The sequence below is a fragment of the Streptomyces sp. BL1 genome, from assembly GCF_057628045.1.
Genome location: NZ_JBXYWZ010000002.1, coordinates 840,095 through 863,752, shown reverse-complemented (window position 1 = coordinate 863,752; position 23,658 = coordinate 840,095). Strand labels below are relative to the sequence as shown.

At 72.1% G+C, this 23,658-nt stretch carries 21 protein-coding genes and 1 pseudogene; 6 read left to right on the top strand and 16 right to left on the bottom strand.

Annotation, left to right across the window (positions count from 1 at the left end):
- Window positions 1-57: 57 nt before the first annotated feature.
- Window positions 58-579: a cupin domain-containing protein gene (locus AC3AGO_RS04015; protein ID WP_487818707.1), complete on the top strand. Its 522-nt coding sequence runs from the start codon at window positions 58-60 to the stop codon at window positions 577-579.
- A 433-nt stretch (window positions 580-1,012) separates the two neighbouring features.
- Here the strand turns inward: AC3AGO_RS04015 and AC3AGO_RS04010 are convergent, their stop codons facing one another.
- Entirely contained in the window at window positions 1,013-2,164 is a 1,152-nt protein-coding gene (locus AC3AGO_RS04010; RefSeq protein WP_487818706.1) for an LLM class flavin-dependent oxidoreductase, read from the bottom strand.
- Between the two features lie 730 nt (window positions 2,165-2,894).
- Here AC3AGO_RS04010 and AC3AGO_RS04005 point away from each other — a divergent pair.
- Window positions 2,895-4,136: an SfnB family sulfur acquisition oxidoreductase gene (locus AC3AGO_RS04005; protein WP_487818705.1), complete on the top strand. Its 1,242-nt coding sequence runs from the start codon at window positions 2,895-2,897 to the stop codon at window positions 4,134-4,136.
- 28 nt (window positions 4,137-4,164) lie between these two features.
- Here the strand turns inward: AC3AGO_RS04005 and AC3AGO_RS04000 are convergent, their stop codons facing one another.
- From AC3AGO_RS04000 to AC3AGO_RS03965, 8 genes are all read right to left on the bottom strand, one after another.
- Window positions 4,165-4,422 carry a hypothetical protein gene (locus AC3AGO_RS04000; RefSeq protein ID WP_487818704.1) on the bottom strand — a complete coding sequence of 86 codons (258 nt, stop codon included), beginning with the start codon at window positions 4,420-4,422 and terminating at the stop codon, window positions 4,165-4,167.
- 41 nt (window positions 4,423-4,463) lie between these two features.
- Window positions 4,464-5,522, bottom strand: coding sequence for a phosphotransferase (locus AC3AGO_RS03995; protein ID WP_487818703.1), 1,059 nt, complete (start codon window positions 5,520-5,522; stop codon window positions 4,464-4,466).
- Window positions 5,523-5,662: 140 nt separating this feature from the next.
- Window positions 5,663-6,079, bottom strand: coding sequence for a VOC family protein (locus tag AC3AGO_RS03990; RefSeq protein ID WP_487818702.1), 417 nt, complete (start codon window positions 6,077-6,079; stop codon window positions 5,663-5,665).
- 10 nt (window positions 6,080-6,089) lie between these two features.
- On the bottom strand, window positions 6,090-6,518 hold the full coding sequence (locus tag AC3AGO_RS03985; protein WP_487818701.1) for a helix-turn-helix transcriptional regulator: 429 nt from the start codon (window positions 6,516-6,518) through the stop codon (window positions 6,090-6,092).
- 256 nt (window positions 6,519-6,774) lie between these two features.
- Window positions 6,775-9,174 carry an ATP-binding cassette domain-containing protein gene (locus AC3AGO_RS03980; RefSeq protein WP_487818700.1) on the bottom strand — a complete coding sequence of 800 codons (2,400 nt, stop codon included), beginning with the start codon at window positions 9,172-9,174 and terminating at the stop codon, window positions 6,775-6,777.
- Between the two features lie 260 nt (window positions 9,175-9,434).
- Window positions 9,435-9,794, bottom strand: a complete 360-nt coding sequence (locus AC3AGO_RS03975; RefSeq protein ID WP_487818699.1) for a VOC family protein — start codon at window positions 9,792-9,794, stop codon at window positions 9,435-9,437.
- Between the two features lie 261 nt (window positions 9,795-10,055).
- Complete coding sequence (locus AC3AGO_RS03970) at window positions 10,056-10,598, bottom strand: DUF1707 SHOCT-like domain-containing protein (protein WP_487818698.1); 543 nt, start codon at window positions 10,596-10,598, stop codon at window positions 10,056-10,058.
- 67 nt (window positions 10,599-10,665) lie between these two features.
- Window positions 10,666-11,424, bottom strand: coding sequence for an aminoglycoside adenylyltransferase family protein (locus AC3AGO_RS03965; RefSeq protein ID WP_487818697.1), 759 nt, complete (start codon window positions 11,422-11,424; stop codon window positions 10,666-10,668).
- 67 nt (window positions 11,425-11,491) lie between these two features.
- On the opposite strand from AC3AGO_RS03965, the gene AC3AGO_RS03960 reads away from it, so the two are divergent.
- The gene (locus AC3AGO_RS03960; RefSeq protein ID WP_487818696.1) at window positions 11,492-12,133 is read left to right on the top strand and encodes a class I SAM-dependent methyltransferase; all 642 of its coding nucleotides are present in this window, start codon (window positions 11,492-11,494) and stop codon (window positions 12,131-12,133) included.
- Between the two features lie 170 nt (window positions 12,134-12,303).
- Window positions 12,304-12,876, top strand: coding sequence for a dihydrofolate reductase family protein (locus tag AC3AGO_RS03955; RefSeq protein ID WP_487818695.1), 573 nt, complete (start codon window positions 12,304-12,306; stop codon window positions 12,874-12,876).
- A gap of 39 nt (window positions 12,877-12,915) precedes the next feature.
- Here AC3AGO_RS03955 and AC3AGO_RS03950 read toward each other — a convergent pair whose 3' ends face one another.
- From AC3AGO_RS03950 to AC3AGO_RS03935, 4 genes are all read right to left on the bottom strand, one after another.
- Window positions 12,916-13,419, bottom strand: a complete 504-nt coding sequence (locus tag AC3AGO_RS03950; protein ID WP_487818694.1) for a nucleoside deaminase — start codon at window positions 13,417-13,419, stop codon at window positions 12,916-12,918.
- A 68-nt stretch (window positions 13,420-13,487) separates the two neighbouring features.
- Window positions 13,488-14,336 carry an aldo/keto reductase gene (locus AC3AGO_RS03945; protein ID WP_487818693.1) on the bottom strand — a complete coding sequence of 283 codons (849 nt, stop codon included), beginning with the start codon at window positions 14,334-14,336 and terminating at the stop codon, window positions 13,488-13,490.
- A gap of 127 nt (window positions 14,337-14,463) precedes the next feature.
- A complete protein-coding gene (locus AC3AGO_RS03940; RefSeq protein WP_487818692.1) occupies window positions 14,464-15,441 on the bottom strand; it encodes an aldo/keto reductase in 978 nt (325 codons plus the stop codon).
- A gap of 112 nt (window positions 15,442-15,553) precedes the next feature.
- Window positions 15,554-16,597 carry an NAD(P)-dependent alcohol dehydrogenase gene (locus tag AC3AGO_RS03935; protein WP_487818691.1) on the bottom strand — a complete coding sequence of 348 codons (1,044 nt, stop codon included), beginning with the start codon at window positions 16,595-16,597 and terminating at the stop codon, window positions 15,554-15,556.
- A gap of 227 nt (window positions 16,598-16,824) precedes the next feature.
- Between AC3AGO_RS03935 and AC3AGO_RS03930 the strand changes: the two are divergent.
- Window positions 16,825-17,196: pseudogene (locus tag AC3AGO_RS03930) on the top strand (MmyB family transcriptional regulator); the annotation flags it as partial.
- A 21-nt stretch (window positions 17,197-17,217) separates the two neighbouring features.
- Here the strand turns inward: AC3AGO_RS03930 and AC3AGO_RS03925 are convergent.
- The 3 genes from AC3AGO_RS03925 to AC3AGO_RS03915 form a co-directional block, all read right to left on the bottom strand.
- Window positions 17,218-20,130 carry a DEAD/DEAH box helicase family protein gene (locus AC3AGO_RS03925; RefSeq protein WP_487818690.1) on the bottom strand — a complete coding sequence of 971 codons (2,913 nt, stop codon included), beginning with the start codon at window positions 20,128-20,130 and terminating at the stop codon, window positions 17,218-17,220.
- Window positions 20,131-20,228: 98 nt separating this feature from the next.
- A complete protein-coding gene (locus AC3AGO_RS03920; protein ID WP_487818689.1) occupies window positions 20,229-20,591 on the bottom strand; it encodes a DUF4180 domain-containing protein in 363 nt (120 codons plus the stop codon).
- Window positions 20,592-20,708: 117 nt separating this feature from the next.
- Window positions 20,709-22,163 (bottom strand): MFS transporter, encoded by a 1,455-nt coding sequence (locus tag AC3AGO_RS03915; protein ID WP_487818688.1) that lies wholly within the window; start codon window positions 22,161-22,163, stop codon window positions 20,709-20,711.
- Window positions 22,164-22,368: 205 nt separating this feature from the next.
- On the opposite strand from AC3AGO_RS03915, the gene AC3AGO_RS03910 reads away from it, so the two are divergent.
- The gene (locus AC3AGO_RS03910) at window positions 22,369-23,565 is read left to right on the top strand and encodes an MFS transporter (RefSeq protein ID WP_487818687.1); all 1,197 of its coding nucleotides are present in this window, start codon (window positions 22,369-22,371) and stop codon (window positions 23,563-23,565) included.
- Window positions 23,566-23,658: the final 93 nt, after the last annotated feature.

Sequence of the window (23,658 nt, the reverse complement as noted above, 5' to 3'; positions counted from 1 at the left end):
CTGGTCAGAGAATGGACACCCGTTGACATCCTTTTCCGGGGTTCCTACAGTCCCCGCATGACGACGACCGGCCCGCACGAGGGGCAGCCCGACGCGTTCCACCCCCACCTGCACGACCCCGCGCCCGGGGACGGCACCCCGCTGCGGCACCGGCTGCACCACATCCGCGCCGACGACCTCGACGGCGACACCTCGCAGACCGGCGGCATGCGGCGGTTCGCCGCCGTCAGCGGCAAGGCCGTGGGCTCCGAACGGATCTGGATGGGCCAGACCCACGTCGCCCCCGACACCGCCTCCGCCAACCACCACCACGGCGAGTCCGAGACGGCCATCCATGTGGTCAAGGGCCACCCGGAGTTCGTCTTCCTCGACGACGGCGGTACGGGCGGGCCCGCCGAGGAGATCCGGCTGCGCACGAGCCCCGGCGACTACATCTTCGTCCCGCCGTACGTGCCGCACCGCGAGGAGAACCCCGACCCCGACGACGAAGCCGTCGTCGTCATCGCCCGCAGCACCCAGGAAGCGATCGTCGTCAACCTCCCGGAGCTCTACGTCCTGGGCCAGGATCCGGAGCAGTAGACCCCGGCGGGTCCAACGGGGCTGCGGGGGACGCTGTGCGCTGTGCGTTTCGGTCCTTGCCGGCGGGATGTCGGGCCGGAGGGCCCGACAGGCCCCGGCCGGCGGGTGGCAGGAGGCGCCCCGCCGGTCCTCGACGCCGGCGGGCGGACCCGAGTGCCGGGCACCCGGCGCTTCCGGTCCGCGGCTGGTCCGGCCGGCGATGCCACGGACCTCAGCCGGCCGGAGGGCCCAGCCCGCCTGCTGGAGGCCCGAGTTCGCCCCCGGCCGTCACTGCCCGCCGTCGCGCGCCGTGCGTGGCCCGGGCGGGAGAGCCGCGGCTCCAGGCCCCGGCCCGCGACCGTACGTGCCGATGCCGCTCAGTCGCGGGGTCCCGGCCTGCGGGCGGCGAGACCGCCACCCGCAGGCAGGTACCGGGCGGCGCCGGAGCGCGGGGCTACCCCGCCGCGGCCGTCACCTCGCCCTGGATTCGCGGGAGTTGAGCGGGGCCGCGGGCGGCGCCCGCGCGGTCGCGTGCGGCGACTCCCTCGCGGACCAGTGGAATCACGTGGCGGCCGAAGTCGACCGCGTCGTCGAGGAGGGCGTAGCCGCGCGCCGAGAGGATGTCGACGCCGAGGTCGTAGTAGTCGAGCAGAGCCCGGGCCACGGTCTCCGGCGTGCCGACCAGCGCGTTGGAGTTGCCCGCGCCGCCGGTGGCCGCGGAGGTGGGGGTCCACAGCGCGCGGTCGTACCGTTCGCCCTGCTCGGCGATGGCGAGCAGCCGCTGAGCCCCCGTGTTCTGCGGGGACTTGACGGGATGCCGCCGCGAGAGCGGACCGTTCGCGGTCCGCCGCCGGATCGCGTCCACCGTACGGCGCGCCTTCTCCCAGGCCAGCTCTTCGGTCGGAGCGATGATCGGCCGGAACGCCGCCTGGATGCGCGGCACGTCGGTACGCCCCGCAGCCCGCGCCGCGGCCCGTACGGTCTCGATCTGCTGGGCGGTGTCGGCCAGTGGCTCGCCCCACAGGGCGTAGATGTCGGTCTCGGCGCCGCCCGCGGCGTTCGCCGCGGGGGAGGAGCCGCCGAACGAGACGTCCGGGCGCGGCTGTTGGACCGGAAAGACGTCGCTGACATAGTCGCGGAAGCGGTAGTGCTCACCCTCGTGGTCGAACGGTTCGTGCCGCGTCCAGACCTTCTTGACGATCTCGATGTACTCGCGGGTGCGCGCGTACCGCTCGTCCTTGGTGAGCGTGTCCCCCTCGCGCTGCTGCTCGTGGTCGTTGCCGCCGGTGATGAAGTGCACGGTCAGCCGGCCGTCGCTGACCTGGTCCAGGGTGGCGAACGTCCGCGCGGCGTACGTGGGATAGGAGACGTTCGGCCGGTGCGCGAGCAGAATCTGCAGCGTGTCCACCTTGGCCGCCAGCCATCCGGCGGCCGCCGCCGGGACCGGCGAGCCCGAACCGTAGGCGAACAGCACCCGGTCCCAGCCGTGATCCTCATGAGCGCGGGCCAGTCTGAGCGTGTACTGCTTGTCGAAGGCGGCGCCGGAACGCGCGGCGGTCTCCGATCCGTCATGGGTGCCGGCGATGCCGAGGAACTCCACGGGCATGCGGGTGCCTTGCCTTTCATGCTGCGTACGTGCTGCGTACGGAGTGGGGGCGCGGCTCGGCGTACGGGAGGAACCCCGTATGCGCGCGGGCCGCACGGGAGGCGGGGCCGGTGAAGGCGGACGCGAGGGCTCGTGAAGTGGGCCCGCTGAAGTGGGTCCGCTGAAGTGGGCCCACTTCACGAGAGGACCGGGGGTGCACCCCGCGCCGCGACGCGGTGGCGCCCCGGGAGTGCCGGTCGGCTCGCTGCCGGGTCAGGGGCGACAGCAGGCGGACCAGATCCGCCCGAAGTCGATGTAGTCGCGTGATACCAGCGGCAACATGAATGCCATGACAGCCAGTTGAGCACCGCTGCGCGCGGGCCGTCAATCGCCGCCGAGGCACATCGGGCGGGCCGCAACACGCTGTTCATACTGCCGCAGCAAAGCGCCCGTCGTTCACACGGGCGTAGTCGACGCGCGGCGAAAGCGCTGGTTATGGTGCTGTCAGCGCGGAACAGAGGGTTCTGCGAACGGCCGGACCCACCGCGACAGGGAGAGTGAGCGGAATGCGCTGTCTGACCCGTCGTCGCCACGTGGACTTCATGCGCACCGCCGCCTGCCGCTGTCGGCGCTGCTCCTGCTGACGTCCGGCCCGCTCGTTTCCCGCCCCGGATCCCTGTACGGCTTTTCCGGGCGCGAGCCTCGCCGTCGTCCGGCTGACCCCCTGCCGCACGTACGAAAGGCCCTCTCCATGACAGCCCCCGCCGCCACCTCCCGGGAGCACACCCCGGCGCACGTCATCGCGGACGACGCCGAAGCGCTCGCCGTCGCCGCCCGCCTCGCCGACGACTTTCGTGAGGGCGCGGCCCGGCGGGACGCCGAACGGGTCCTGCCGCGCGCCGAGTTGGACATCTTGTCGGAGAGCGGGCTGCTCGCCGTGACCGTCCCGGCGACGCACGGCGGCGCCGACGTACGGGCGACGACGGTTGCCGAGATCTTCCGGCTGCTGGCGTCCGCAGACCCGAGCCTGTCGCAGATCCCGCAGAGCCACTTCGCCTACGTCAACGTGCTGCGGCACCAAGGCAGCCCCGAACAGCGGGAGTTCTTCTTCGGAGAGGTACTGGCGGGCAAGCGGTTCGGCAACGCCCAGTCCGAACGCGGCACCAAGCACGTCATGGACTACCGCACCCGCCTCACCCCCGCCTCCGACGGCACCTGCACCCTCGACGGCGTCAAGCACTACTCCACCGGCGCCCTCTTCGCCCACTGGATCCCCGTACTGGCCAAGGGCGACGACGACAAGAACCACGTGGCGTACGTGCCCCACGACGCGCCGGGCGTGGAAGTCGTCGACGACTGGGAGGGCATGGGGCAGCGCACCACCGCCAGCGGCACGGTGAAGCTGAACGCGGTACGCGTACCGGCCGACCGCATCGTGCCGCACCATCTGACCTTCGACGGCCCGCAGGTGTACGGGGCTTTCGCGCAGCTGCTGCACGCCGCCATCGACACCGGTATCGCGGCGGGCGCCCTGTCCGAGGCGGCGGATTTCGTACGGACCAAGAGCCGGCCGTGGTTCGAGAGCGGCGCCGAGTCCGCCACCGAGGACCCGCTGCTGGTACAGCGCTTCGGTGAACTGTCCGTCCAACTGCGGGCATCGGAGGCTCTGTTGGGCGATGCGGCCCGTGCGGTGGACGCGGCGCAGGAGGAGGCGGACCCTGCCGAGGGGCGGGAGCTGACCGAGGAGATGGCGGCCGAGGCCTCGATCGCGGTGGCCGCGGCCAAGGCCCACGCGGACCGTACGGCCGTCGAGCTGACGAGCGCGCTCTTCGAGGTCTCCGGCACCCGCTCGGCCCTCGACTCCCTCAATCTGCACCGCTATTGGCGCGACGCGCGCACCCACACCCTGCACGATCCGGCCCGCTGGAAGGTCCAGCACATCGGCCGCCACACCCTCACCGGCACCCTCCCGCCCCGTCACGGACTCCTCTGAGTCCCCCGCGGCGGCACGTACGGCGCGGCTACGTATCGCTCTCCGTCTCCTCGGGGGCCGTCTCCTCCGGGTCGTCCCAGACGATGCGGGTGGCGCCGCCGTGCCCGTGGATGAACTCGGCGTCGTCGATCCGGTCCCAGTGGACGGTCGACGCGCGGGGCCCGCGCCAGCGGAGCGTCGCGGTCCCGTCCGGCCACAGCACGCCGTTGGCGACGCGGCCGGTGCCGGACGTGCCCGTGGCGTCGGTGTCGCGTTGGAGGTGGAAGCGGCGGGGCAGGTGTGTCATGGGCCGGTGCCTCCGGTTGCTTTCGGCGCCCGCTGGTGCGCTCACGGCCGTTGCGCGGGGAGTGGCTGGAGCGTGGGCCAGCGGGTGAGCATGGCCGTGCTCAGAGCCGTGGCGAGCTGTCCCAGCTCTTCAAGTCCGCTGTCGCCGCCGGTCAGTTGGCTGACGATGCCGAGGCGGTGGAGGAGCCGTTGCCGGGCCGTCGCCGTGCCCCAGTGCCAGTCCTCGTCGGGGAGCTTGGCCAAATGGTCGACCGTCCCACGGTAGGCGCGTTGCACCAGCGCGTCGCCCCGCAACAGCCATCCCGCACACGCGTCGGTGGGGTCGGCAGGGACCTCCGTGCCCGTGGCGTCGCGCCAGGCTGCGCGGTAGGCCGCTTCCGCCGCGTCCAGGAGCGGCGGGGCCGGAGCGGTGACGCACCAGCAGGTCGGGAAGCCGATGCGCAGGTAGGCGAGTTCCACCAACCCGTCGCCGAGCGCGGCCTGTTCGAAGTCGATGAACCGTACGCCGCTGTCGGTGTGCAGGTCGTTGCCCGGGCAGGGGTCGCCGTGCAACAGCGCCCGGCGGGCCCGGTCCGGCCTCTCGGCCAGCCGGTCCACGAGGCCGTCCAGCTCGGCCCGTACCCCGGAAGGCACCGCACAGCCGAGCGTGCGGGCGAACGCGAGGAAGGAGCCGACGTCCTCGTGGGCGGGCCCGGACCAGGCGGGGAGAGCGCCCACGGCGTCGGGTTCGGGACCTGTGTCGGGTTCGCGGCCGGCGGCGTGGAGCCGGGCCAGCGCCTCGGCGTAGCCGACCACCCAGTCCTCGGCCGGCTCCCGCTGGTTCACGTACTCCAGGACCAGCACCCTCTCGGCGGGGTCGCTGCCGAGGAGCCCGGGTACGACGGGCGGGTCGACCCGGGAGGCGAGCCGCAGCGCGGCCGCCTCGCGCGCGTACCTCTCGTCGGCCTCCGGCCCCTCGATGAGCTGCTTCACCACCACGGGCGTACCGGACAACTCCGCGCGCCACACCCGCGACCGCGGGCTGCTCTCCAGCCGCCGGCCCCCACGCGGCGCCCCCAACTCGGCCCGCAGCTTCTCCCCGAACGCCACCCGCGACCCCATGAACTCATCCTCGCACGCACATGAACGCCACCTGGAGTGAACGGAGTTGCCGAGAGCGGCCGGTCGTACGCGCGGGTCAACGCGGCACGTGCGGCGCGTGTGCCCCCGGCCCCGGGCCCTCAACAACCCCCGTCCGGCGCCTACTTGGCGAGGGGCTGGGTGAAGCGGAGGAGGTTGCCCGCAGGGTCGCGGACTCCGAAGTCGCGGACGCCGTAGGGCTGGTCCATCGGCTCCTGGAGCACCTCGGCGCCGGCGGCGCTGAGGCGTTCGAAGGTGGCGTCGCAGTCGTCCGTGGCGAAGATGACGCCGCGCAGCATGCCCTTGGCCATCAGCTCGGCCATGGCCTGCTTGTCGGCGGGGGAGGCGTTGGGGTCGGCGAGCGGCGGTTCCAGCACGATGTTGACGTCCGGCTGCGCCGGGGCGCCGACGGTCACCCAGCGCATCCCCTCGAAGCCGACGTCGTTGCGCACCTCCAGGCCGAGCACGTCGCGGTAGAAGACGATCGCCTTGTCGTGGTCGTCGACGGCGATGAAGCACTGGGAGAGCGTGATGTCCATGCCGCTCACGCTACGGCCGGGCGGTCCGCTTCGCGTCCCTGTTGCGGACCGGCCGGGTGTGGATTTTGGCCATGCAGGCCGGGATGGCGGCGCTGTGGTCGTGGCTGCGGGCCCGGTAGCTGCTCGGGCTCTCCCCGACCAGCTCGCTGAAGCGGGTGCTGAACGTGCCCAGCGACGTACAGCCCACCGCGAAGCAGACCTCGGTGACCGTCAGATCGCCGCGCCGCAGCAGGGTTTTGGCCCGCTCGATGCGGCGGGTCATCAGGTAGCTGTAGGGGGTCTCGCCGAAGGCGGCGCGGAAACTGCGGGAGAAGTGGCCCGCCGACATCAGGGCCTGCTGTGCGAGTGCGGGGACGTCGAGGGGCTGCGCGTAGTCGCGGTCCATCCGGTCGCGGGCGCGCCGCAGCCGTACGAGGTCGTCGAGATCCTGCCGTCCCATGTGCCCAGTTTCGCACGGGAGTCGGGGCGGGGGAGGAGAAACGGATGTGCCGTGGACTTCGGCGCCGTCCGGGGGCGGGACGGCGAGCCCGCGCAGCGCGTAGGGGTGGGAACACACGGCGGCCGCCTTTCGCGTAGGGGGCGGGGAAGCGTCGGAGCGCTGCTCGGTGCGCCGGCGGCCCTCGCGGCAAGGTGACCGCGAGGGCACCGGCGATCACGAGGGCCGCGAGTGGACGGGAGGACCGCCGGCGCTCCCGTCACCCCCCGACGTACGTGGCGAGGTGCCGGCCCGTGAGGGTGGAGCGGTCGGCGACGAGGTCCGCGGGGGTGCCCTCGAAGACGATCCGGCCGCCGTCGTGGCCGGCGCCGGGGCCGAGGTCGATGATCCAGTCGGCGTGGGCCATGACCGCCTGGTGGTGCTCGACGACGATGACGGACTTGCCGGAGTCCACGAGCCGGTCGAGGAGGCCGAGCAGCTGCTCGACGTCGGCGAGGTGCAGGCCGGCGGTCGGCTCGTCGAGGACGTAGACGCCGCCCTTGTCCCCCATGTGGGTGGCGAGCTTGAGGCGCTGCCGCTCGCCGCCGGAGAGGGTGGTCAGCGGCTGGCCGAGGGTGAGATAGCCCAGCCCCACCTGGTCCATCCGCTCCAGGACGCGGTGGGCGGCGGGGACACGTGCCTCGCCCGTGCCGAAGAACTCCTCGGCCTCGGCGACCGGCATCGAGAGGACCTCGCTGATGTCCTTGCCGCCGAAGGTGTACTCCAGCACCTCGGCCTGGAACCGCTTGCCCTCGCAGTCCTCGCAGGGGCTGGCGACCCCCGCCATCATCGCCAGGTCGCTGAAGAGGACACCGGCGCCGTTGCAGGTGGGGCAGGCGCCCTCCGAATTCGCGCTGAACAGGCCCGGCTTGACGCCGTTGGCCTTCGCGAAGGCCTTGCGGATCGGGTCGAGCAGCCCGGTGTACGTGGCCGGGTTGCTGCGCCGGGAGCCCTTGATGGGGCTCTGGTCGACGGAGACCACACCGTCGCCCGTACCGGGGGTGTTGACCAGCGAGCCGTGTACGAGGGAGCTCTTGCCGGAACCGGCGACACCGGTGACGACGACGAGCGCGCCGAGGGGAATGTCGACATCGACGTCGCACAGGTTGTGCGCGGTGGCGCCGCGGACGGGCAGCTTGCCGGTGGGAGTGCGCACCGTTTCCTTGAGCGTGGCCCGGTCGTCGAGGTGGCGGCCGGTGACGGTGTCGCCCTTGCGCAGCCCCTCGACGGTGCCCTCGAAGCAGACGGTACCGCCCGCCGTACCGGCGCCGGGCCCGAGGTCGACGACGTGGTCGGCGATCGCGATGACCTCCGGCTTGTGCTCGACGACGAGCACCGTGTTGCCCTTGTCGCGCAGCCGCAGCAGCAGGTTGTTCATGCGCTGGATGTCGTGCGGGTGCAGGCCGATCGTCGGCTCGTCGAAGACGTACGTGACGTCGGTGAGGGAGGAGCCGAGGTGGCGGATCATCTTCACGCGCTGCGCCTCGCCGCCGGAGAGCGTGCCCGAGGCCCGGTCGAGGGAGAGGTAGCCCAGGCCGATCTCCACGAACGATTCGAGGGTCTGCTGCAACGCGGTGAGCAGCGGAGCGACGGAGGGATCGTCGAGGCCGCGGACCCATTCGGCCAGGTCACGGATCTCCATCACGCACAGCTCTGCGATGCTGACGCCCTTGATCTTCGAGGAGCGGGCGCCCTCGCTGAGCCGGGTGCCCCCGCACTCGGGACAGGTGGCGAAGGCGACAGCGCGCTCCACGAACTCCCGGATGTGCGGCTGCATCGCCTCCTTGTCCTTGGACAGGAACGACTTCTGGATCTTGGGGATCAGGCCCTCGTACGTGAGGTTGACGCCGTTGACCTTGACCTTGACCGGCTCCCCGTAGAGGAAGTCCCGCAGCTCCTTCTTCGTGTACTCGCGGATCGGCTTGTCCGGGTCGACGAAGCCGGACTGGGCGTAGACCTGCACGGTCCACTGGCTGTCCGACTTCCAGCCGGGGATCGTGAACGCGCCGTCCGCCAGCGACTTGGAGTCGTCGTAGAGCTGGGTCAGATCGATGTCGGAGACCGAGCCCCGGCCCTCGCAGCGCGTGCACATGCCGCCGGTGCGGTTGAAGGTCGCCTTCTGCGCCTTGGTCTTGTTGCCGCGCTCGACGGTGATCGCGCCGCTCGCCCGGACCGAGGCGGTGTTGAAGGAGTACGCGCTGGGCGGGCCGATGTGCGGATCGCCGAGCCGGCTGTAGAGGATGCGCAGCATGGCGTGGGCGTCGGTGGCGGTGCCGACCGTGGAACGCGGGTCGCCGCCCATGCGCTGCTGGTCGACGGTGATCGCCGTCGTCAGCCCGTCCAGGACGTCGACCTCGGGCCGCGCCTGGCTGGGCATGAAGCCCTGGACGAACGCGCTGTAGGTCTCGTTGATCATCCGCTGGGACTCGGCGGCGATCGTGTTGAAGACCAGTGAGCTCTTGCCCGAGCCGGAGACCCCGGTGAACACCGTCAGCCGGCGCTTGGGGATCTCGATGCTGACGTCCTTGAGATTGTTCTCGCGTGCGCCGTGCACGCGGATCCAATCGTGGCTGTCGGCAGCGTGCGGCGCCGGCTGTGCGCCGGAGGTGGCCCTGCTCATCGTGACTCCAAGGGTGTGGTGAGACGGGGATGGTGTACGGCGGGCCGCCGTCGGCACCGCCCGACTCCCTCCGGACAGTCCCGGAGAATATGGCGGGCGGATCTCCGGTGGAAGTGCCGGGCGTCTGCGGGCCGGGGAGCGGGGACCGTCGCTCATCGGTTCCCCGCTCGTGGGGCCTCGTGCTCAGGGACCTCGCTCGTGGGGCCCCGCGCTGATCGGTCCTCGGCTCAGCGGTCGTCGGCTCATCAGCGGTCGTCGGTTCAGCGGTCCTGGAGCAGGCCGAGGACGTTGCCGTCGGGGTCGGCGACGGTGGCCACGACGCGGCCGGGGCCCACCTCGTGCACGGGCTCCTTCACCGTGGCGCCGGCGGCGGTCACCTCGGCGAGCTTCGCCTCGATGTCCGGTACGTGCCAGTAGGCGACCGGCGCGGCCATGTCCTGCGGCCCGCCGCTCGGCACCAGCCCGATGTGCTGATCGGCGGCGTCGAAGCCGACGTAGTAGGACTCGTCGACCTGCGGGGGGAGGCCGAGCAGCGCGGCGTAGACCGCCTTGGCCTTCGTCAGGTCGGAGACGGGATGCAGCACGGTCTTGATGCCCTGGGTGGCAGCGGAATCGGTCATGGTCACTCCTGAAGTCGTGGGTCACATCGTGGTGTTCTTCGTCGCGGTGCCGCGTTGAGAGGGCCGGGATGTGTCCCGGGTGCGGTACGGGCGAAAGATCCCGTTTGGTGCGGTCTTCCTGGTAGTCAGGCTAGTTCCGGCGCACTGACCCGCGCTTCTCGATTCCTGACCGGTTCGTACGCCCGGTGTGCGGCGCCTGCGTGCGCCCGGTCGCGTCGCGGAGGCGTACGTCGCGGGGTGTGGGGGAGGGGAGGCCGGGTCTCAACGCCGGGCGTGGCGGATCTTGAGCCGCCCGAACCCCATGGACCCGGAGATCCGGATCGTCGGCCCGCCGGGGCCGGAGCGCGGACGGGGCGTGTACCGCGTGTCCTTCCACCCGGTATTCAGCCCCTCGGCGTCGACGACCGCGTCGCGCGGAAGCGTGATCCTGGCCTTGCCGGTACCGAGCTGCAATTCGATGTCGACCACGGGATGTTCGATGACCGCCCGGGACAGGTCCAAGTGCACGTTCCCGTACGCGGACTCGACCTTGAGCGTCCGAGGCACGTGCCACGCGCCGCGCCGCCGGATCCGTCCGGCGGCGGCGCCGATCGTGGCCGTGGTGTCCGGCTTCCGCGCCGGGAGCACGGCCAGGGCCGCGGTGACCTCGCCGTGCGTCGCGGCGGCCAGCACCTGGTCGAGGCGCTTGTCCATCTCCCCGTGCGAGAGGTGCCCTTCGGCGTACGCCTCCTGCAGGCGCCGCACAGCCGTGTCGCGGTCCTCTTCGCTGAGTGGTGCCGGCGGGCCGTCCGGGGGCTGGGTCACGGTTGCACTCTAGCCCGCGCCGCCAAGTACCGTCCGCCATGGACCTGCACGGCCCCGCAGCACAAGGTCAGCGCTGCCGCAGGCGCTCGATCCGCTCGACAACCGCTTCCGCGTGGGGGCGTACCCGCGCTCGCAGGTCCTCGCTCCAGCTCTCCTCCGTGTAGCGGCAGTTGAGGTAGAGGTGACGGGCGTGGGCGAGGACGGGGCGGTGGTGGGGCGGGAGTTGGGCGAGGGCCCAGTCGGCTGCGGCGTCCTTGGGGCGGATCTCGCCGGTGGCGACGGTGGTCCAGATGCGGGCGAGGGTCAGTACGACGTTGCGCGTGTCCTCCTCCAACTCCCCGAGCAGCTCGGGGATGCCCGCCACACTCGCCCGGACCAGATCCTCGTGCGGCACGGGGTCGAGGACCCGCGCCGGCGGCGGGCCCGCCAGGGCACGGTCACCGGCCAGCACCATCGTGACCAGCAGTGCCAGGTCCGGCATCGGCTCGGGCCGCGGCGGCCCCCCGTCCCGGAGCTGCTCGCGCATCCACTCGCCGTACAGGAAGTCCCCCGTCGGCGGGTAGCGCCAGGGGCGCAGCTCGGACTGGACGGCCACGGTGAGTTCGACCGGGCGCAGCCCGCCGGTGAAGCCGGAGCGTGCGAACAACCCGTCGAGCAGCGCCCCGCGTTCGCGGTCGTCCATGCCGCGCCGGGAGACGACGAGGAGGTCCACGTCGCTGGCCGGGCGGAGCCCGCCGAGCACGGCGGAACCGTGCAGGTAGACCCCGGCCGCCTCGGACCCCAGCACGTCCCCGACCAGCCCCACCACGTCCCGCACTTGATCCATCCGCCCAGTGTGCTGCACCGGTCCGCCCTGCGGAGGCGGGCCTGCCGGGCGTCCTATAGTCGATCTCATGAGTCGTTGGCAGGAACTGACCGGTGGTACGTCCGGAGACGAGTACGCCGCGCGCTTCGCGGCGCTGGCCCGCAGCGGAAAGGACGTGCACGGCGAGGCGCGGTTCTGCGCGGCCCTGGTGCCCGAAGGGGGCCGGGTGCTGGACGCCGGGTGCGGTACCGGGCGGGTCGCGATCCGGCTGGCGGAGCTCGGGTACGACTGCGTCGGCATCGACCTCGACACCTCGATGCTGGACGTGGCGCGGGACCGGGCACCGCAACTGCCGTGGTTCCGGGCCGATCTCGCCGAGTTCGATCCGGGCCGGCTCGGTATCGCCGCGGACTTCGACCTCGTGGTCGCCGCCGGCAACATCTTCCCGCTGCTCGCCGCCGGGACCGAGGCCGAGGTGGTCAAGCGGCTGGCGGCGGCCCTGCGTCCGGGCGGCCTCCTCGTCGCGGGCTTCGGCCTGGACGCCGCCCATCTGCCCGTGCCGCCCGGCATCACGCTGCCGGAGTACGACGCGTGCTGCGCCGCGGCCGGCCTCGCCCTCGTCGACCGCTTCGCCACCTGGGACGCCGCCGCCTACGACGGCGGCGGCTACGCCGTCAGCGTCCATCGCGCGGCCCCCGATGAGACCGGGACTCCCTCGGGGGCGTACTGAGCGGGGCTTTCGGGCGCGACGGCGGCGTCCCGGGAGGCGGCAGAAGGCGAACAGGCCGGAGGACGGGCGTCATTGTCAGTGGCGGGCTCTAAGGTCTTGCGGTACCGGCTGAGTCCAGTGCACGGCCCGGACCGACTGAGAACTGCCACAAGAGACCCAGGAGACTTCCGATGCGCACTCTGATCAGCACCGCTTTCGTCTCGCTCGACGGTGTCGTGGAGGCGCCCGGCGGCGAGTCCGGATACCGCAACGCCGGATGGACCTTCAAGGACGTCGAGTTCCTCCCGGAGGCATTCGAGATCAAGGGCCGGGAGCAGCAGGAAGCCGCCGCGATGATGCTGGGCCGGGTCAGCTACGAGGCGTTCAGTCCCGTCTGGCCGGGCATGGAGGAGTTCGCCGAGTACCGGCCGATGCCCAAGTACGTCGTCTCCACGACCCTCACCGAGGACGCCCTCGTCCCCGACTGGGGCGACACGACGATCCTGCGTTCCCTCGACGAGGTCGCCGCGCTGAAGAAGACCGAGGGCGGTCCGGTCATCATCCACGGCAGCGCAGCGCTCAACCGGAATCTCTCCGACGCCGGCCTCATCGACCGCTACCACCTGCTCGTCTTCCCGCTGCTTCTCGGCGCGGGCAAGCGGCTGTTCAGCGACACGGACAAGGACGCGCAGAAGCTGCGGCTGGTGGAGAGCGAAGCGTACGCCAACGGCCTGCAGAAGAACGTCTTCGACGTCGTCCACTGACGACGCGCCGCCCCCGTCGTACGTGGGCGGCCCCGTGGCTCAGCCGTCGGAGCGCGGTGCGCCCGGGACGTAGCGGCTGCCGCCGTTGTGCTCCTGCCAGGCGCGGTAGACGTCGAGGGCGTCCGCGTGCGGCTCGTGGCGCATGGGCAGCCGGCGGTCCTGCCAGTCCTTCGCGAACTCGGCGTAGAACGTGGAGAGTTCGAAGTACCGGCGGTCGTCCACGTAGTACGGCTCGTACTCCTCGCGCTGCGTGAGGAAGACGACCTCCTCGGGCGAGCAGTAGTAGAGGGCGCCCAGGCACATGGGGCACGGGTTGGCGAGCACGTAGAGGGTGCAGCCGGTCAGATACTCGGTGCCCAGCGTGGTGCACGCCTCGCGGACGGCGAGGATCTCGGCGTGCGCGGTCGGATCGCTGGTCTGCGCGACCAGGTTGGGGCTCTCGGCGAGGACCTCGCCGTCCTTGACGATGACGGTGGCGAACGGCCGGCCGCCCTCCTCCACGTTCTTGCGTGCGAGATCGACGGTGCGCTGCGCGAAGTCCACGATGACTCCTCTCGTCGGGCCGGGAGGGCGTCGTGGACGCCCTCCCGGCTCACAGGATTGGGCGCGCGTCAGTCCTGGAGGCGGACCCGGCCGAGCTGGCTGACCATCGCCGGGTCGCGGTGGTCGAAGAACAGCGAACCGCCGGTGTCCAGGCCGGAGATGCGGTCCATCTCCTCGTCGGTGAGTGCGAAGTCGAAGACGTCGAAGTTCTCGGCCATCCGCTCGGCGCGGACGGACTTGGGGATGACGACGACGTGGCGCTGGATGAGCCAGCGCAGTACGACCTGCGCCACGGACTTGCCGTACCGGCCGCCGATGTCGCTGAGCACCGGGTCCGAGAAGAGGTTGTTCCTGCCCTCGGCGAACGGGCCCCACGACTCGATCTGGACGCCGCGCTCCCGCATGACGTCCTGGTCGGCGGCGCGCTGGAAGAACGGGTGGGTCTCGATCTGGTTGACCGCGGGCGTGACCTCGTTGTGCTCGATGAGGTCGACGAGACGGTCGGGGTGGAAGTTGGACACCCCGATGGCCTTGGTGAGGCCTTGCCCGTACAGGTCCTGCATGGCGCGCCACTGGCTGTAGACGTCGCCGTACGGCTGGTGCATCAGATACAGGTCGAGGTAGTCGAGGCCGAGCTTGCGACGCGAGATCTCGAAGGCGTGCCGGGTGTGGTCCTCGCCCGGGTCCTGCACCCACAGCTTGGTGGTGATGAACAGTTCCTCGCGCGGGATGCCGATGTTCTTGAGGGCGCGGCCGACGGCCTCCTCGTTGCGGTAGGCGGCGGCCGTGTCGATGTGCCGGTAGCCGGCGGCCAGGGCTTCGGTGACGGCCTGCTCGGTCTGCTCGGCCGGAATCTGGTAGACGCCGAAGCCGAGGATCGGCATCTGGACGCCGTTGTTGAGGGTGACGTTCTGCACGGGGGTGTCCTTGTCCGGGGATGCTTCGGTTCTTCGGTTGTACGGTTCTACGGCCCGGGTCCCAGGGGTGCGGGAGACGAAACGCATCAGGTCAACGGGGCGGGCGCGGCGCGGGGGCCGAGCGCGCTCAGCGTTCCAGCATCCGCTTGCCCGCTTCGGTGTGGGTGTCGCCGGCGGCCGGGGGCAGGCTGCTGAGCTTCTCCAGCTGCTCGGCGGTCAGTTCGACGTCCGCGGCGGCGGTGTTCTCCTCGACGCGGTGCACGCGCTTGGTGCCGGGGATGGGGGCGAGGTCCTCGCCCTGCGCGAGCAGCCAGGCGAGGGCGACCTGCGCCGGGGTGGCGCCCGCGTCGGCGGCGATGGCCTGGACCTCGTCGGCGAGGCGCAGGTTGCGCTGGAAGTTCTCGCCGGTGAAGCGGGGGTTGCCGTGCCGGAAGTCGGTTTCGTCGAAGTCGGCCTCGGAGCGGATCGTGCCGGTGAGGAAGCCGTGTCCGAGCGGGGAGAAGGGCACCAGGCCGATGCCGAGTTCGCGCAGCGTGGGCAGCACCCGCTCCTCCAACCCCCGGGTCCACAGCGAGTATTCGGACTGCACGGCGGCGACGGGATGCACGGCATGCGCCCGGCGGATCGTGTCAGGGCCGGCCTCGGAGAGGCCGAAGTGGCGGACCTTGCCCTCGGCCACCAGCTCGGCGACGGCACCTGCCGTCTCCTCGATGGGCGTGTTGGGGTCGACGCGGTGCTGGTAATAGAGGTCGATGTGGTCCGTACCGAGCCGCTGGAGCGAACCCTCCACGGCGGTACGGATGTTGGCGGGGCTGGAGTCGAGGTTCCAGGGCCCGCCGCCGGCGTGGGAGACCATGCCGAACTTGGTGGCCAGCACGACCTCCTCGCGGCGGCCCTTCAGCGCCCGGCCGAGGAGTTCCTCGTTGGTGTAGGGGCCGTAGATCTCGGCGGTGTCGATGAAGGTGACGCCCAGCTCCAGGGCCCGGTGCAGCGTACGGATGGATTCCGCGTCGTCGGTTCCGGCGCCGGTGTAGCCGTGGGACATGCCCATCGCGCCCAGCCCAATACGGGAGACCTCCAGGTCACCCAGCTTGATGTGCCGCATGGTGTGTACTCCGTTCTCAGGTCGGGTCGTTCTCAGGTCGGGACGTTCTCGGGCCGGGACGTTGCCGGGCCGGGACGTTGCCAGTTCAGGGTGTTCGCGGGACAGAGTGTTCTCAGGCAAGGGTCGAGGTGTCGATGACGAAGCGGTAGCGGACGTCGGAGGCGAGGACCCGTTCGTATGCTTCGTTGATCTTCTCGGCGGGGATGACCTCGATCTCGGAGCCGATGCCGTGTCGGGCGCAGAAGTCCAGCATTTCCTGCGTCTGGCGGATGCCGCCGATCAGCGAACCGGCGACCTGCCGTTGCCCGCCGAGGAGGGAGAAGACGTTGAGGGAGACCGGTTCGGAGGGGGCGCCGACGTTGGCCAGGGTGCCGTCGGTGGCCAGCAGCGCGAGGTACGCGTCGAGGTCGAGCTTGGCGCTGACGGTGTTGATGATGAGGTCGAAGGTGCCGGCGAGTTGCTCGAAGGTGGCGGGGTCGCTGGTGGCGTAGTAGTGGTCGGCGCCGAGGCGCAGTCCGTCGTCCTGCTTCTTCAACGACTGGGAGAGGACGGTGACTTCGGCGCCCATCGCGTGCGCGAGCTGGACCGCCATGTGGCCGAGTCCGCCCAGGCCGACGACGGCGACCTGCTTGCCGGGTCCCGCGCCCCAGCGCCGGAGCGGTGCGTAGGTGGTGATGCCGGCACACAACAGGGGTGCGGCGGCGTCGAGTTCGATGCCGTCGGGGATGTTCAGGACGAAGTCCTCGGTGACCACGACGTGGGTGGAGTAGCCGCCCTGGGTGAGGGTGCCGTCCTTGCCGACCGAGCCGTAGGTGAGGGTGTAGCCGTTCAGGCAGGACTGTTCCTCGCCCTTGCGGCAGTTGGCGCATTCGCGGCAGGAGTCGACCAGGCAGCCGACGCCGACCTTGTCGCCGACCGTGTGCCGGGTGACGGCGGAGCCGGTCTCGGTGACGATGCCGGCGATCTCGTGGCCGGGGACGAGCGGGTAGGGCTCATCGCGCCAGTCGCTGCGGGCGTGGTGGATGTCGGAGTGGCAGATGCCGGTGTACTTGATCTCGATGAGGACGTCGTGCGGGCCGACATCGCGGCGCTCGACGGTCATGGGGACCAGCGGCTCGGTCGCGGAGGTCGCCCCGTAGGCGTTGACGGTGATCACAGTGTTGCTCCCGCAGAAGTGCGTGGCCGCCGCGAGGGGCGGCCTGGGACGTCATCCACCGTGCGCGCGGCCGGGTCCGACAGGAAGGCCGGGCTGTGCCGCGTCGTGGCCAGCCTGGCTGTGACAGGTCCCCCCTCGGCACTGCCACCCTGGTCAGAGCGGTGTGAGACTGGACGTATGGCACGTGAGCAGCAGACCACCGAGCTGGGGCGCTTCCTGCGGGCTCGGTCCGCTCCTGCGTCTCCCGCCTGCGCGCGCAGGCCGGCATGGCGCCCGACGCCCCGGACCTCGCCAGCCTCGTCGGTGAACTCCTGCTCAAGAGCCCCGACTTCGCGACGCTGTGGGAGCGCTACGACGTGACCGGCCGCAAGCCGACCCACAAGACGTTCCAGCACCCCCAGGTCGGCGCGCTCACCCTGAGCGCCCAGGCCATGCAGTTGGAGGGCACCCCGGGGCAGCGCCTGGGCGTGTACGTCGCCGAGCCGGGCACCCCCGACCACGACGCGATGCTCCTGCTGGACATGGCCGTGCCCCGGGCCGCCGCATCCCGGACCGCCGCGGCCCCCACGGCGGAGGAGCAGGAACAGCCGCGGCACTGACGAGTACGGCCCGTACCCCCGTCAGTGCCAGGTGACCCGCATCGCGGTGGTCGCCTCCAGCGGGGAGTGGCCCGACTGCGCCGCCAGGACGCCCGCACCTTCCGGGCTGCGGGTGAACAGCGGTGTACCCGCGCTGACATGGCGGTTCCACGCGGCGGCGAAGGCGTTCGCCCGGCGGCGGTTCTCGCCCAGTACGGCGGGCACGGCGTGGTGCACGACCGTGTTGCGTACGGGCCTGCGCAGTAGCGCGAGGGCTGCCGCCCGTACGGTGGGCGTCGCCAGCAGATAGCGCGGGATCACGTAACGCGGTGTCGTGAGCGGGGAGATGGCCTCGTCCAGTGCCCCGGCGAACAGCTGCGAGGACGCGTCGGGCACGTCGTCGAGCTCCACGCGGTACGCGCCCGTCTCGTCCGGCGCGAGCGACACCGCCTCAGCGCCGCGCTCCACCAGCTCCGCGCTGTGCAGCGCCGCGGCGACCGCCTGGGCGATGGCCAGCAGCACCGGCGCGTCACCGGTACGGCGCAGGTGACGGCGCGCGGCGACCGTACGCGTCGAGGTGTACGCGCCGGCCGCCGGCAGGACGACCGTGGCGAGGGCCAACGGCCAGGACGGCGCCGCCAGTACACCTGGCGCGGCCCCGCACACCGCGCCAGCGCCGGCAGCCCGCAGCGCGGGACCGGAGGGAAGCCGTGCGGGCAGCAGGCCGCGCTCCGCCGGAACTGCCGCCGGAGGAGCGGCAGTTCGCTCGTCCGGGAGCGGCGCGGTGGGGCCGCGGGGGAGGGTGACGCGCAGCGTGTGCGTGAGACCTTCGGCGTACGGGGTGCCGATGCGCCAGCCCTCGCGTACCTGCGGACGGGCGGCCGCGCGGGCCAGCATCGCCGTGTTGAACCGGTCGAACTCCTCCTGCGGGGGCGGCGCGTACGGCGAGAGCTCCGGGTGGACGTGGGAGACGCCCGCCATGATCTCCCCGGCGTCGGTGAGGCCGAGATAGCCCTCGTGCTTGCGTACGAAGCGGGTCCAGTCGCCGTGTCCGCGCGGGTGCGCGCCCGCGACGCACACCACCGACCACGTGTTGGCGACCTTCTGCGGCCAGTCGGGGTCCTGGCGCAGGGCGCGTCCGCGGGTCTGGACGACGGAGGTCGCCGTCGTCGCCTCCGTCAGATCCACCAGGGTGTTCACCCGCCGCGCGTCCCAGCCCTCGCCGAGCATGCCGCGCGTGCCGATGAGCACGCGTGTGCCGCCCGCCTCGAAGAAACGGGTGGCCAGCGCCGTCCAAGTACGGCTGGTCCAGCGCCCGTTGAAGCCGGTGCCCCTGCTGCCGGTGCCCCTGCTGCCGGCGCCCCTGCTTCCGGTGTCCTTGCTTCCGGCGGCCGCGCTGACGACGGCGACCGTACCGTCGTCGGCCTCCATCGGCCCTGTGGTGAGGGCCAGGGAGGGGTCGGTCTCCTGACAGAAGGTGATGAACCGCTTCGCCGTCTGCGGCGCGGCGGCCACCGTACGGCCCGTCACCAGCAACGGGGAGAGTGCTTCCGTACGCGCGTCGGCGCACAGCTCGGAGAGCACCAGCAGCGACGAACCAGCCTGCGCGTCGAGGACGTTGGCCAGCCGCGCGGGTAGCGTCGCCGTCGCCCGCTCGTGATCGCACACCACCACACCCCGCAGCCCGTCGCCGAGCGCCGCCTCCTCCGCCGCGAGAATCTCCCGTACCGCGTGCGTCTTGGCGGCGCTGCGCGCCAGTACCCGGTCGACGGGGGAACGGCTGCTGCGGATACCGCGGCCGGTCAGCTGGTAGCCGACGGCGGGCAGCGCACCGCGTACGGCCTCCACCGCCTCGGCGTCGCGCGGATCGCCGCTGCGGCGCAGGCAGCGGCGCACCCAGTCGTCCAGCAGCGCCACCCAGTCCGCCGCGCCCGGTGCCCTTCGGTGCTCCTCGCGCAGCCGCGCGCCCTCGGGGAGCGCGAGCAGCCCGGCGTGGTGGAACCGCAGGGCGGCGGCGGCCAGTTCGGGATGCTCGCGCTCCAGGCGGGGCCAGGGGACGGGGGCGCCGACGGGGGCTGAGGGGTCCGGCGCGGTGCCGCGGTGCACGAGCCGTTCGTCCAGCCACGTCAGGAAGGGGTGCGCGGCGAAGGCCGGGTCGAGGAGGTCGGTCGTCAGCTCGGTGAACCGTTCGGCCTCCGCGGCCAGCCAGTCGGCCTCGGGCGGGGTGGGCGTGGTGAGCCAGCACAGCTCCGCGTAGGGGGCGAGATGCCCCTCGCGTACGGCCGCGGGGATCGAGGGGCCGCGTACCGCCGGGCCGAACAGCTCCTCCACCAGGGCGCTTTGAGTGGGCGTCAGCCGGTCCGGCGGGGTGGCCGTCAGACCGATGACGGTGGCCTCCGGGAGTTCCCGCAGCAGCTCCGCCAGCAACTCGCCCCAGGTGTCGAGCAGATGGTGGCACTCGTCCAGCAGCAGCGTGAAGCGGCCGAGCCGGCGCAGCGCGTCGACCAGCTCGCGCCCCTGCGGGCGCAGCCGGTGCAGATGCCGGGTGGCCGACTCGCCGTACTCGTCGACCTCCGCGTCCGGATCGAAGGACGCCAGCGACTGGTACGTGAGGACGGTGACGGGCGTGGACAGCGCACGGTCGGTGCCGGCCGGAACGGGGTTCGCGCCGGGGGCCGCCCCCGGCCCGTGCGGCCCGTGCGTGAAGGCCGCCCACTCGCGAAGCCACTGCCCCTGGATCGCGGTGTTCGGGCTGAACACGACGACCGGGTCCCCGTACCGGCGCGCCGCCTCCAGTCCCGTGAGCGTCTTGCCCAGCCCGGGCGGGAGGACGACCCACACACGCCGGCGGCCCTCCGCGTCCGCGCGGGCCAACTGGTCGAGCGCTTCGGCCTGATGGGTCCGCAGCGGATACGGCGGGCGCAGCAGGGCCATGCTGTCGGCGGGGTGGGCCATGTCCGTACGGTACGGGGCGGCCCCCGCGTGCGAACCGCCGTGGCCGCAAGGGCGAGACCCGGCTCCGCCGCGTCCGTACGTCCGGTCCCTCGCGCCGCTCAGCGCTTCAGGCGCTCCCGCAGCTCCTCGACGTCGGCGAGGAACCAGGTCTGCCGCCCCCGATTGCTCTCACGTACGAAGTCCCGCAGCGCCGAACTGTCCGCCGTGTGCCGGGAGATGTCACCGAGGACGGCGAACCCCATCCCGTACTGGACGAACTTCTGGACGATGTCACCGGCGACACGCGTGTGCAGCTGGAAGAACACGTCGTCGAGCCGTTCCGCGGGAAGGACGACCCAGCGCGCGCCCTGGTAGGAGGCGTTGCCGATCAGGTCCAGCGCATCACTCTCGCCCCGGATGGCCTCCCCCTCGGCGGGGCACATCCACACGGGCACGTCGTCGATCGTCCGCAGGTCGCTCATGACCGCGAGGCTAGCCCCCGATGCCGGAGGGAGCGACGCAATTTCCCCGCCGCCGTCCGCTGTGCCCTGCGAGCACCGATCGATCCGACCCTCCGCCGGAAGGGCGCCCGGCCGTGGTCAGCGGCGCGGTACGGCCGCGGCGTCCGCGTGGGGGTGAGAGGAGGCACCTCCCGCCGGGTGGTGGGGTGTTCGCGCGTTCCCCACCGCTGCGGCAAGGGTGGCCAGAGCCGCCGCCGCGGGCGGGAGCAGATAGCTGACGGGCCCCGCGGCCTCCTTCGCGGCGGCGCTGGTGGCGTTGCCGCACAGCAGCGCGGTGACAGCGAGGGTCATGCCTTCATTCAGGCGTGCGGCGGGCATCGAGCGCTGCACCAGAGCCATGCCCGCGACCATGGTGGGCGCAGTGCCCATGCCGGCGAGCAGGAGGGCGGCCGCGAGGAGCAGGAGACTTCCGTCGGATGCCACGGCCGGCGACGGGAGCAGCAGCAGTCCGGTCAGCACGGAGACGCACAACAGGAAGCGGCGGTGGCGTGAGCCTCGTGGCCGCGCCATGCCGAAGTACAGCCCGACCGCGCAGGAGCCGAGCGCTTGGCATGCCAGTACCGCTCCGGGCGCGGTCCGGGGGCCTTGGGTGTCGCCGTACGCGAGGGTGACCACGTCCATGGACCCGAAGAAGGCGCCGGTGGAAAGGAAGATCACCAGCAGCGGCAGCATGCCCGGCAGCCGCAGGGGAGATTCGCTGCCTCGGGGGCGCGCGTGCCGGGGACCGGTGCGCCCCACACTGTTCGGGGCGCGCCGCTGCTCGGGAACGGTATTGCTTCGCCGTGGGGGCAGTTCAGCGCTCTTCGGGGCGCGCCGTTGCGCCGGAACGGTATTGCTTCGCTGTCCGGGCGGCTCGGCGCTCTTCGGGGCGCGCCGCTGCGCGGGAACGGTACAGCGCCGCTGCACGGGCGGTTCGGTGCCGCGCCGGAGGGTGAACAGCAGCGTTCCGGCCAGCAGGACCAGGGAGCCCGTCACGGTGGCCAGTTGGGGGCAGGCGGCAGTGCTGAGATACGCGGCGAGGACCGGCCCGGCCATGAACGTCAGCTCGTCGGCGAGCCGTTCGAAAGCGGCGGCCGTATGCCGTGCCGGGGGATTGTCCTCGTGCAGGTGGGCCCAGCGGGCCCGCGCCATGGCACTGAAGTTGGGCGTGGCGGCGGTCGCCGCGCAGCAGGCGAACAGAGTCCAGTCGGGCGCCCCGGACCGTACACACGCCACCAGCGTCAGCGAGCCGCACACCGCGAGGCAGCCGGCGGGCAGGACGATCCTGGCCTGCCCGTGCCGCCCGACGAGCCGCGCCACCACCGGTGCGAGCAGGACGGTGGCCACCAGGCCGGTGGCGGTGACCGCGCCGGCGAGGGCGTACGAGTCCCTGGCGCGACACACCATCAGCATCGCGGAGACGGGGAACATGCCTGCCGGCACCCGCGCCAGGACGGTGCCCAGCGTGAAGGCCACTGTTCCGCGCGGCGCGAACAGCCGCCGGTAGGCGGCCGACGCACGGAGCAGGAGGGTCTTGGCAAACGCGGGGGCCATGGTCCAGACCGTGTCAGGGGCGGAAGGCCGCTGGCCAGCGCATCTCCCTCGAACGGCCGAGCGCGCATCGCAGCACATCGCCGGGCAGGGCGCCGCCCCGCCGAGCGGGCGGTGCGGCGGTGAACGACCGCCCCGCGAGGGCGCCTTGGCGACTGTTCCACCGGGTGCGGCCGGTACGGTGAGAGCGGGAAGGGCTCGTAGTCGTATGGTCACAAAACAACCGTCCGCCTGGCAGCGGCAGATGGTGCTCGTGGCCCTCATGCTGGCCGCCTTCACCTTCAACACCGCGGAGAATCTGCCGGTCGGCCTCCTGGAACTCCTCTCCGAGGGGCTCCGGGTCTCGCCTTCGGCTGTCGGCTACCTGGTCACCGGGTACGGCGTGACCGTCGCCGTCACCTCGCTGCCCCTGGCCCATGCCACCCGTACGCTGCCCCGACGGCACGTCCTCGCCGGGCTGCTGGCCGCGCTCGTCGTCTCCAGCCTCGTCGCGGCACTTGCCACCTCGTACGGATTGCTGCTCGCGGCACGGCTGTTGACCGCGCTCGCCCAGGCGCTGTTCTGGGCCGTGATGGGGCCGGTCGCGGTGGGCCTGTTCCGGCCCGGGGTCCGCGGGCGGGTGATCGGGGCGCTGTCCGTCGCCGGCTCCCTCGCCCTCGTCCTCGGTGTCCCCGCCGGTACCTGGCTGGGCCGGCACAGCGACTGGCCGGTGCCCCTCGCGGCTCTGGCAGGTCTGGGCCTCGTCTCGCTCGTCACGATCGCCGCCCTGCTGCCGACCACCCGCCCGGAAGAGGGGCACGCGGCGTACGGCACGCACCCCCACGTGCGCCGGTTCGCCACCGTACTGGCGGCCGGACTCCTCTCCGCCACCGGCGCTTTCGCGGGCTTCACCTACCTCGTGCCGTTCCTGCGCGAGGTGAGCGGCTTCTCGCCGGACGCGGTCAACTCCCTGCTCGTGGTGTTCGGCGTGGCCTGCCTGGGCGGGGTCACCCTCACCGGGGCGCTGCTGGACCGCTTCCCGCACGCCATGCCGGCCGCGGCCATGGCCACGCAGGCGGTGGGCCTGCTCGGCCTGTACGCCGCCGGCCCCCGACCGGTCCCGGCTGTGGGGTTCCTGGCACTGATGGGCGGCGCCCTCGGGCCGGTGTTCATGGCCACCCAGCACGCGATGCTGCGCTGCGCCCCGGGCCGTACGGACCTCGCGCTCGCCGCCAACTCCGGTGCGTACAACGCCGGTATCGCCGCGGGCGCGGCGCTCGGCGGACTGCTCCTGCCCCTCACCGGTGTACGGGGCACCTTCCTCGCCGGCGGGCTGGTGACCGTGGCGGCCTGCACGGTGTTGAGCCTGCCCTCCGGGCGGCGGCTTGCCCGTGTGCGCTGCGACACCGGCCGGGTCTCCGTCTGAACGGACCCTGTGCCACGGCCCGTTCGCGGCGCCCGTTCCGAACGTACCGGCGACCACCATTGCGCTCGCGTCCCTGCCCCGGTTACCTTCTGA

Bases quoted from the DNA above. Each gene is read 5' to 3' on its own strand.
- AC3AGO_RS03915 (WP_487818688.1), bottom strand. From the start codon at position 22,163: ATGGCCCCCGCGTTTGCCAAGACCCTCCTGCTCCGTGCGTCGGCCGCC.
- AC3AGO_RS03975 (WP_487818699.1), bottom strand. From the start codon at position 9,794: ATGACCGATTCCGCTGCCACCCAGGGCATCAAGACCGTGCTGCATCCC.
- AC3AGO_RS03960 (WP_487818696.1), top strand. From the start codon at position 11,492: ATGAGTCGTTGGCAGGAACTGACCGGTGGTACGTCCGGAGACGAGTAC.
- AC3AGO_RS03995 (WP_487818703.1), bottom strand. From the start codon at position 5,522: ATGGGGTCGCGGGTGGCGTTCGGGGAGAAGCTGCGGGCCGAGTTGGGG.
- AC3AGO_RS03980 (WP_487818700.1), bottom strand. From the start codon at position 9,174: ATGAGCAGGGCCACCTCCGGCGCACAGCCGGCGCCGCACGCTGCCGAC.
- AC3AGO_RS04005 (WP_487818705.1), top strand. From the start codon at position 2,895: ATGACAGCCCCCGCCGCCACCTCCCGGGAGCACACCCCGGCGCACGTC.
- AC3AGO_RS03955 (WP_487818695.1), top strand. From the start codon at position 12,304: ATGCGCACTCTGATCAGCACCGCTTTCGTCTCGCTCGACGGTGTCGTG.
- AC3AGO_RS03910 (WP_487818687.1), top strand. From the start codon at position 22,369: ATGGTCACAAAACAACCGTCCGCCTGGCAGCGGCAGATGGTGCTCGTG.
- AC3AGO_RS04015 (WP_487818707.1), top strand. From the start codon at position 58: ATGACGACGACCGGCCCGCACGAGGGGCAGCCCGACGCGTTCCACCCC.
- AC3AGO_RS03925 (WP_487818690.1), bottom strand. From the start codon at position 20,130: ATGGCCCACCCCGCCGACAGCATGGCCCTGCTGCGCCCGCCGTATCCG.
- AC3AGO_RS03990 (WP_487818702.1), bottom strand. From the start codon at position 6,079: ATGGACATCACGCTCTCCCAGTGCTTCATCGCCGTCGACGACCACGAC.
- AC3AGO_RS04000 (WP_487818704.1), bottom strand. From the start codon at position 4,422: ATGACACACCTGCCCCGCCGCTTCCACCTCCAACGCGACACCGACGCC.
- AC3AGO_RS03985 (WP_487818701.1), bottom strand. From the start codon at position 6,518: ATGGGACGGCAGGATCTCGACGACCTCGTACGGCTGCGGCGCGCCCGC.
- AC3AGO_RS03965 (WP_487818697.1), bottom strand. From the start codon at position 11,424: ATGGATCAAGTGCGGGACGTGGTGGGGCTGGTCGGGGACGTGCTGGGG.
- AC3AGO_RS03940 (WP_487818692.1), bottom strand. From the start codon at position 15,441: ATGCGGCACATCAAGCTGGGTGACCTGGAGGTCTCCCGTATTGGGCTG.
- AC3AGO_RS03920 (WP_487818689.1), bottom strand. From the start codon at position 20,591: ATGAGCGACCTGCGGACGATCGACGACGTGCCCGTGTGGATGTGCCCC.
- AC3AGO_RS04010 (WP_487818706.1), bottom strand. From the start codon at position 2,164: ATGCCCGTGGAGTTCCTCGGCATCGCCGGCACCCATGACGGATCGGAG.